The 2525-nt window shown below is 64.4% G+C and carries 2 protein-coding genes; both read right to left on the reverse strand.

The window, feature by feature from the left end; all coding sequences use genetic code 11:
* Nucleotides 1–359: 359 nt before the first annotated feature.
* Complete coding sequence (locus NKJ20_RS33915; protein ID WP_352453914.1) at nucleotides 360–1541, reverse strand: IS91 family transposase; 1182 nt, start codon at nucleotides 1539–1541, stop codon at nucleotides 360–362.
* Nucleotides 1542–1553: 12 nt separating this feature from the next.
* Nucleotides 1554–2414, reverse strand: coding sequence for a site-specific integrase (locus tag NKJ20_RS33920; protein WP_150834625.1), 861 nt, complete (start codon nucleotides 2412–2414; stop codon nucleotides 1554–1556).
* Nucleotides 2415–2525: the final 111 nt, after the last annotated feature.

Genomic DNA, 2525 nt, shown 5'->3' on the forward strand with positions numbered 1-2525 from the left:
GGAATCTGAAGGGTTCTGTGAGGTCCGGGCACAGCCGGGGCACGCAGGCTCGACGTCGGACCTCATTGCAAGCCGGATTGAACGAAGCCGCGGGCTAATCTGGCGCTATGGGGATTGTAGCCTGGAGGGGCGGTCGGGATTGTCTTCGTCGGGTGAATGAAGGGCAACCGCGATGCGACCCCAAGGGATGATGGCACGGTGGAAGGTCGACTCTTGATGGCGATCACCGCGGATTGGGTGGGGACGCCTTCTGTCGCGGGCACGAGTGCTCGCGGTCTTGTGCGGAAAGTCAAAGGTCGGCATGCCGGCGCGGATGGCGACGGATACCAAAGCTGGTGATGTGGACCTGCCGCGTACGATCATGAGGTGTTGTCCCACAAGGGACCTGGCGGCGCTTGTCCGCAGCGCCAGATGGCCAGCGTGATCATCGATCCTCCACAGCATGGGCAGCGATGCGCTAATGAGAGGGGCGCGGGCGTGCTTTCGACGCGCGGTTCGATATTGTCCTGCAGCGGGTTGGCCAGCAGCCTGCGACACAGGTCGAGCTTTGCGGCGCGATGGCCGTTGGCGAGGAATCCATAATGGCGGATGCGGTGGAAGCCGTCCGGCAGGGTGTGCAGCAGGAAGCGCCTGATGAACTCGTGCACATTCAGCGTCATGAGCTTTGCCTTGCCGCCATGCTGATAATCTCTCCAGCGGAACACAATCTTGCCGTCGGCCATGCTGACGAGCCGGGAGTTTGCGATGGCGACACGGTGGGTATAGCGACCGAGATAAGCCAGCACCTGCTCTGGCCCGCCGAACGGCGGCTTGGCATAGACGACCCATTCGAGGCGGCGGGCCTCGCCCAGCCGGCGTCTGAACACGACGGGCAGCGCCAGTTCGGCGAGATCGCCGAAGAAGCTCAACTTGCCCGCTTCATACGCTGTCCGCAGTTCCTCCAGAAAGAGTCGGCGGAACAGGCGCGACAGCACCCGCACCGGCAGGAAGAAGCCGGGCTTGCAAGAGATCCAGCGCGTTCCATCGGGCGACAGCCCACCACCTGGCACGATGCAATGGATATGGGGATGATAATGGAGGTTCTGACCCCAACTGTGCAGGACGCCGACAAGGCCGATCTCGGCTCCCAGATGTTTGGAATCGGCGGCGATGGTGCGTAGCGTCTCGGCGGCCACCTTGAACAAGATCGTGTAGACCGCCGCTTTGTTCTGGAAGGCGATCGCCGCGATTTGCGCCGGCAGCGTGAAGACGACGTGGAAATAGGGAACCGGCAGGAGTTCGCCCTGCCGCGCGGCAAGCCATTCCCGGCAGGCCTGTCCCTGGCACTTCGGGCAGTGCCGATTGCGGCAGGAATTGTAGGCGACGCGGATCGCCCCGCAGGACCGGCAGCCCTCGACATGGCCGCCCAGTTCGGCGGTCCGGCATAGCTCGATCGCGCTCATCACGCGCCGCTCGACGCGCCCGAGATGGCCGTCATGGGCCTGCCGATACGCCTCGCCGTGGCGGCGGAAGATGTCCGCCACCTCCAGTCTCGCCGACATTGGCGGAACCGGTCAGCCCGGCGGCACAACCTCAATGGTCAGCCGATCGAGCGGGCTTTCCGTCCGCCGAATGAGACCGTTCGAGACCTTCGTGTAGCGCGCCGTGCTCGACAGGTTGTTGTGGCCGAGCAGCACCTGGATGATGCGGATGTCCGTACCGTTCTCCAGCAAATGCGTGGCGAAGCTGTGCCTGAGCGTATGCACCGTCACGCGCTTGTCGATGCCGGCAGCCGCACGCGCCGAGCGGCACGCCGAATAGAGAACCTGCACATCGATGGGGCGGTCGACGCCGCGCCCGGGAAACAGCCAACCCTGCGGCTTCGCCAGCCGCCAGTAGACTCGCAGGATGCGCACAAGCTGCGCCGACAGCATCACGGTGCGGTCCTTGCCGCCCTTGCCGTGATGGACGAGGATCACGCCGCGTTCACTGTCGATGTCGCCGACCTTCAGCCCGACGGTCTCCGAGGCGCGAAGTCCCGCGGCGTAGGCCGTGGTCAATGCCGTTCGGGTCTTCAGGCTCGGCACCGCCTCCAGGAACCGGACGACCTCGTCGGCGCTCAGCACCACTGGCAGCGTGCGTGGCGAGCGGGCGTAGACGATCCGCTCCGGGATCTCGGCATGGCCCAGCGTCACGCCGTAGAAAAACCGCAGCGCGCACACCGTCTGGTTCAGCGCCGGCCACGAGACTCCCGCCGAAACCAGATGGACCTGGAAGGCGCGGACGTCCTCCAGGCCGAGCCGGTCCGGCGAGCGGTCGAAATAGCGCGAAAACTTGGCCACCGCGTGCACGTAGGATCGCTGGGTGGCCGGCGACAGATTGCGGATCGTCATGTCCTCGATCATGCGTCGGCGAAGAGGGCTCAACTCGGCCATCTCAAACTCCTGTTCTCAAGATTGCGCTTCAACAGCCGCAATCCTTCAAAACAGAAGCGTCATCCGCAAACCCACGCACCAAATGACGCGTCAGCGGCTTCGTTCAATCCC

This window comes from Mesorhizobium sp. M0185, from assembly GCF_040322175.1.
GTDB lineage: Bacteria > Pseudomonadota > Alphaproteobacteria > Rhizobiales > Rhizobiaceae > Mesorhizobium.